This is a genomic window from Alteribacillus persepolensis (genome assembly GCF_900099605.1).
Lineage (GTDB): Bacteria > Bacillota > Bacilli > Bacillales > Marinococcaceae > Alteribacillus > Alteribacillus persepolensis.
The window spans coordinates 58,702-64,754 of the sequence record NZ_FNDK01000019.1 but is presented as its reverse complement, the minus strand read 5'-3'; the positions used below and the strand labels follow the sequence as shown (position 1 = coordinate 64,754).

General features: G+C 44.0%; 5 protein-coding genes. All 5 read left to right on the top strand.

Features of this window, described 5'->3' with window-relative positions; genetic code table 11:
- The first annotated feature begins 110 nt into the window (after window positions 1-110).
- The 5 genes from fba to rho all read left to right on the top strand — a co-directional run bounded on the left by fba (window position 111) and on the right by rho (window position 6,040).
- Window positions 111-974 (top strand): class II fructose-1,6-bisphosphate aldolase, encoded by an 864-nt coding sequence (gene fba / locus BLT18_RS13460; RefSeq protein ID WP_091275072.1) that lies wholly within the window; start codon window positions 111-113, stop codon window positions 972-974.
- A 132-nt stretch (window positions 975-1,106) separates the two neighbouring features.
- Complete coding sequence (gene fsa, locus BLT18_RS13455) at window positions 1,107-1,751, top strand: fructose-6-phosphate aldolase (protein WP_091275069.1); 645 nt, start codon at window positions 1,107-1,109, stop codon at window positions 1,749-1,751.
- A gap of 427 nt (window positions 1,752-2,178) precedes the next feature.
- Window positions 2,179-3,465 (top strand): UDP-N-acetylglucosamine 1-carboxyvinyltransferase, encoded by a 1,287-nt coding sequence (locus BLT18_RS13450; protein ID WP_091275066.1) that lies wholly within the window; start codon window positions 2,179-2,181, stop codon window positions 3,463-3,465.
- Window positions 3,466-3,489: 24 nt separating this feature from the next.
- Window positions 3,490-4,458: a class II fructose-bisphosphatase gene (glpX, locus tag BLT18_RS13445; RefSeq protein ID WP_091275063.1), complete on the top strand. Its 969-nt coding sequence runs from the start codon at window positions 3,490-3,492 to the stop codon at window positions 4,456-4,458.
- Window positions 4,459-4,759: 301 nt separating this feature from the next.
- Window positions 4,760-6,040 (top strand): transcription termination factor Rho, encoded by a 1,281-nt coding sequence (gene rho, locus BLT18_RS13440; protein ID WP_407639933.1) that lies wholly within the window; start codon window positions 4,760-4,762, stop codon window positions 6,038-6,040.
- Window positions 6,041-6,053 lie beyond the last annotated feature (13 nt).

Here is a 6,053-nt window from a genome sequence, read left to right as displayed (position 1 = left end):
CCGGTACGTGACTGACCAAAAGAGAGCAGCTGACGAAGAGATTCGCCGCTTATTCTTTTCAAAACTGGCAACTCCATTAGCAAGCCACCAAATTGAAGGAGGATTTTTTTATGCCTTTAGTATCCATGAAAGAAATGCTTGAAAAAGCAAAGGCAGAGCATTACGCTGTCGGTCAATTTAACTTAAACAACTTAGAATTTATTCAAGCCATTTTGCAAGCAGCGGAAGAAGAACAATCACCGTTAATTTGCGGTGTATCCGAAGGTGCTGCACGCTACATGGGTGGATTTAAGCCAGTAGTAGCGATGGTAGAATCTTTGATGGAGTCATACAACGTAACGGTACCCGTTGCGATTCATTTAGATCACGGTTCCAGCTTTGAAAAGTGTGTAGAAGCCATTCATGCTGGATTTACGTCTGTCATGATTGATGGTTCCCATTATCCGCTTGAAGAAAACATTGAACTTACAAAGCGTGTCGTAGACGTAGCACATGCCGTAGGTGTATCTGTTGAAGCGGAGCTTGGACGTATTGGCGGACAAGAAGACGATGTTATCGTAGACGATGCAGAAGCAGCTTATGCGATTCCATCTGAATGTAAAGAATTAGTTTCTCAAACAGGTGTTGATTGCTTTGCACCAGCACTTGGATCTGTACATGGGCCATACAAAGGCGAGCCAAATCTAGGGTTTGAGCGCATGAAAGAAATTGATAATCTTGTTGGTGTTCCGCTAGTGCTGCACGGCGGTACAGGTATCCCAGCAGAAGACGTTCAAAAAGCGATTGAGTATGGACATGCCAAAATTAACGTAAACACAGAAAGCCAAATTTCTTCTGCAGCAGCAGTGCGTAAAACATTAGAAGAAAAGCCGGAGCTGTATGATCCTAGAAAATATATGGGACCTGCTCGTGAAGCAGTAAAAGAAACAGTAAAAAGCAAAATGCGTGAATTTGGCTCCTCCAATCGTGCTTAGGTAATATAGAAGAACTATAACGAAGAAATGTGGAGAAGAGTTAATTTGCATGCAAGCAGTATTTATCTGTATGCTTATTAACTCTTCCCTTTTAACATGGATGTTTACACTATAAACTGGGAGGGATCAAACATGAAATTCTTCATAGATACGGCCAGCTTAGACCAAATAAAAGAAGCGCATGAACTAGGAATTTTATCAGGAGTTACAACAAATCCAAGTTTAGTAGCGAAAGAAGGCGTCGATTTCAAAGAACGTCTCAAAGAGATTACACGTCTTGTGCAAGGTTCGGTCAGCGCTGAAGTGATTTCTACAGATGCGCAAGGAATGATTAAAGAAGGCCGCGAATTAGCAGAAGTTGCGCCGAATATTACGGTGAAGGTGCCGATGACAACAGAAGGGTTAAAAGCAGTGAAGACCTTCTCTGAGGAGAATATTGACACAAACGTCACCCTTGTTTTCTCTTCTGTGCAAGCGCTTTTAGCCGCACGTGCTGGAGCTACATACGTGTCTCCGTTCTTAGGCCGTTTAGACGATATTGGTCACAACGGGCTTGATTTGATTAGCGAGATTTCGGAAATATTTAACGAACATGCGATAGACACCGAAATTATTGCAGCGTCTATTCGCCACCCACTTCATGTTTCCGAAGCCGCGATTCGAGGTGCTCACATCGCAACAGTACCGCTTAAAGTCATCTCCCAGTTAGTACAGCATCCATTGACAGACAAAGGGATCGAAAAATTTCTTCAAGATTGGGAAAATCGTCCGAGCTAATGTGAGTGAATATGTCCGGCTTTATGTCGGACTTTCCGTTTATTTGTGGAAATCAGAATTTTTTTCAAGATGGATGTCTTCTTGTGCGTCTAACAGCGTAAGAGGTTGTCCATAATGAAAAAAGATAAGAAAACAGAGTCGGCGCCTGATAATATGGGCAGAAAAATGTTGGTACATTAAAGAGGATATTCAGTGTGTTTCTGAAATATTTTCTTTCATGAAACGGCGTGAAAGCGTTGATAGCCGGCATGTCGTTCATGGATCAGCGGTGAATGGCAGGATTTTTTCAACATGAAGCCGAAATAACGGTATGGAGGCAGACTGTTTTGTAAAACAGTGCGGCTCAGGGTGCTTGCGCTTTTTTCTTATCTTCCGACAAATGATGAGCAGCATCACAAGAGACTATGAATGAGGAAGTGAATCGCTCATGGAAAAGTTAATGGTTGAAGGAGGCCATCCTTTACGTGGAAAAGTTCAGGTCAGCGGAGCCAAAAATAGTGCGGTGGCATTGGTGCCGGCTGCCATTCTTGCGGACTCTGTTGTATCCATTGAAAATTTGCCGGAGATTTCTGATGTAGAAACGCTAGCGTCTCTTTTAGAAGATATTGGAGCTTCTGTCTCTTATGAAGGCAGCCGTATGACGGTTGATCCAACAAACGTCATTCCAATGCCGCTGCCAAATGGCAGAGTAAAAAAATTACGAGCTTCTTATTATATGATGGGGGCGATGCTTGGCAAATTTAAACGTGCAGCAATCGGACTTCCAGGTGGGTGCAACTTAGGTCCACGGCCGATTGACCAGCATATTAAAGGATTTGAGGCATTAGGTGCAAAAGTGACAAACGAACACGGTGCTATTTATTTACGTGCAGACAAGTTAAGAGGAGCCCGCATTTATTTAGACGTTGTTAGTGTTGGTGCAACGATTAATATTATGCTGGCAGCGGTGAAAGCAGAAGGGCGCACCGTTATCGAAAATGCGGCAAAGGAACCGGAAATTATTGATGTTGCCACGCTGCTGACCAGCATGGGAGCTAAAATAAAAGGTGTTGGCACTAATGTCATTCGCATTGACGGCGTGGAAGAACTAAATGGATGTGCGCACTCGATTATTCCAGACCGCATTGAAGCGGGAACGTATATTATTGCAGCAGCGGCGATGGGAGAAGAAGTGCTCGTAGATAATATCATTCCTGATCACTTAGAGTCACTCATTGCCAAACTGCGGGAAATGGGTGTGCAGATACAGGCAGGTGATGACCAAATTTTTATTCGCTCGTCTCCTGATTTAACCAGTGTTGATATTAAAACGTTAGTCTATCCCGGGTTTGCAACAGACCTGCAGCAGCCGATGACCGTTTTATTAACGAAAGCACAAGGGACAGGCATTGTGACGGATACTATTTACAATGCCCGCTTTAAACATGTAGATGAACTGCGCCGCATGGGGGCGGATATAAAAGTAGAAGGACGGTCCGCACTAATTAATGGAAAGAAGCGGCTGCAAGGCGCTAGAGTGAAAGCAAGTGACCTCCGTGCAGGAGCTGCGCTGATTATTGCTGGTTTAATGGCAGAAGGCGTGACAGAAATAACAGGAATGGAACACGTCGACCGCGGGTATGAAAACTTAGAAGAAAAACTGTTGACTCTAGGTGCGAATGTTTGGAGAGAGAAATTAAGCACAGAAGAAGCCGAACAAGTAAAAAGTTCATAAGAAAACATATGGGAGGGGACCAATATGGAGAGAAGTTTGTCAATGGAGTTAGTTCGCGTGACGGAGGCAGCAGCATTATCATCGGCGCGCTGGATGGGCCGAGGAAAAAAAGAAGAAGCCGATGACGCCGCAACCAGTGCCATGCGTGATGTGTTTGACACGATACCGATGAAAGGGACAGTTGTTATCGGGGAAGGAGAAAAAGATGAAGCTCCGATGCTGTACATAGACGAGAAACTTGGGAATGGATATGGTCCTAGAGTCGATGTTGCAGTAGACCCGCTGGAAGGAACAAACATTGTTGCAAACGGTATGTGGAATGCATTAGCAGTTATTGCTGTAGCGGACCATGGTAACCTTTTACATGCCCCGGATATGTATATGGATAAAATTGCTGTTGGACCATCAGCAGTGGGAAAAGTCGATATTGATGCACCAATCGAAGATAACTTAAAAGCGGTGGCTCAAGCAAAAGGAAAAGATGTGGAAGATGTCGTTGTTACGGTACTAAACCGGGATCGGCATAGTGAATTAATTCAACATATCCGAGACGCAGGAGCGCGCATTAAATTGATTCAAGACGGTGATGTTGCTGCGGCTATGAACACAGCGTTTGAAGAAACAGGCATTGATATGTATGTTGGCTCTGGAGGGGCTCCAGAAGGTGTTCTTTCCGCTGTAGCTCTCAAATGTCTTGGCGGCGAGCAGCAAGCAAAACTTCTTCCAAAGGACGATGAAGAGCTGGAACGCTGCAAGAAAATGGGGATTGAAGACGTATCCCGCGTGCTGCATATGCAGGATCTTGTAGGCGGGGATGATGCTATTTTCGCAGCTACTGGCGTTACAGACGGAGAACTGCTGAAAGGAGTTCACTACAAAGGGAAAAACGCGACAACGCAGTCACTGGTTATGCGCGCGAAGTCAGGTACGGTTCGATTTATTGACGGCAAACATAATGTGAAGAAGAAGCCAGACTTTGTGATCAAACCATAAATCAAGGTGAGAAAAGCTGCTGTAATACATAAATAGCAGCTTTTTCTCTTTTTTTGTTGTCACGGCAATAAAACGTGTTTAAAATAAGTAAGAAGCGGGAATAAAAGATAGATAGATAAATAAATGGTACGTTCGTTATCCTTCCCCCTTTCATACGGAAACCTTTGGTCTCTTCATACCCACTCCTGTGAATGTTCCCTATTAGATGTTTTTAACTCACTTAATCCGACACATTTCATATGGCATCTGAAATATAGTGACGACGGTTACATAGATAGATAAAAGAAGAAAAGTGGTGAAGATGTTGAGTGTAAACTTAGCTGAATTAGAAAATAAGACATTAAAAGAATTGTATAGTCTAGCGAAAGAATATAAAGTTTCGTATTACAGCAAATTAACAAAACGTGAATTGATTTTTGCTATTTTAAAAGGACAAGCCGAAAAAGATGGTTTAATGTTTATGGAAGGCGTCCTCGAAATTATTCAAACGGAAGGATATGGGTTTTTACGTCCGATTAACTATTTGCCAAGTTCCGAGGATATTTATATTTCGGCCTCCCAAATCCGCCGTTTCAGCTTAAGAAATGGTGATAAAATATCTGGGAAAGTAAGGCCGCCTAAAGATACGGAACGCTATCACGGCTTATTGATGGTGGAGGCTGTAAATGGAGAAGATCCGGATACATCCAAAGAGCGGCCGCATTTCCCGGCTTTAACACCATTGTATCCGCAGGATCGAATGACGCTTGAAAACAAGCCAGGGCGAATCAGCGCTCGTTTAATTGACTTAATTACACCAGTTGGTTTTGGACAGCGCGGGTTAATTGTTGCTCCTCCCAAAGCAGGGAAGACTTCGCTGTTAAAAGAAGTGGCCAACAGCATTACAGAGAACCATCCTGAAACAGAACTCATTATGCTGCTCGTAGATGAGCGCCCAGAAGAGGTCACCGACATTGAACGGTCTGTAGATGGTGATATCGTCAGCTCCACTTTTGACGAGCTGCCGGAAAATCATATTAAAGTGGCAGAACTTGTTTTAGAAAGAGCAATGCGGCTGGTGGAACATAAAAAAGATGTCGTTATCTTGATGGACAGTATTACCCGTTTAGCGAGAGCGTACAATTTAGTTATCCCTCCAAGCGGGCGTACATTGTCCGGCGGGATCGACCCCGCTGCTTTTCATCGTCCGAAACGCTTTTTTGGGGCGGCACGTAATATTGAGGAAGGCGGAAGTTTAACGATTTTGGCTACCGCACTGGTTGATACAGGTTCGCGGATGGACGATGTCATTTATGAAGAATTTAAAGGGACGGGGAACATGGAGCTCCATCTGGACCGCCGCCTGGCTGAACGAAGAATTTTCCCATCCATCGACATTCGCCGCTCGAGCACACGCAAAGAAGAACTTCTCGTATCCAAAGACCATTTAGAACATTTATGGGCGATCCGCAAGTCTATGAACGATTCTCCGGAGTTTGTGGACCACTTTATCCGTCGCTTAAAACAAACAAAAACCAATGATGAGTTTTTTGACGAAATGGAAAGAGACAAGGCAAAAGGGCAGGCTGCTGGACGCCGGTAGTGCCAAGAGAGTG

Bases quoted from the DNA above. Each gene is read 5' to 3' on its own strand.
- rho (WP_407639933.1), top strand. From the start codon at position 4,760: ATGTTGAGTGTAAACTTAGCTGAATTAGAAAATAAGACATTAAAAGAA.
- fba (WP_091275072.1), top strand. From the start codon at position 111: ATGCCTTTAGTATCCATGAAAGAAATGCTTGAAAAAGCAAAGGCAGAG.
- glpX (WP_091275063.1), top strand. From the start codon at position 3,490: ATGGAGAGAAGTTTGTCAATGGAGTTAGTTCGCGTGACGGAGGCAGCA.
- fsa (WP_091275069.1), top strand. From the start codon at position 1,107: ATGAAATTCTTCATAGATACGGCCAGCTTAGACCAAATAAAAGAAGCG.
- BLT18_RS13450 (WP_091275066.1), top strand. From the start codon at position 2,179: ATGGAAAAGTTAATGGTTGAAGGAGGCCATCCTTTACGTGGAAAAGTT.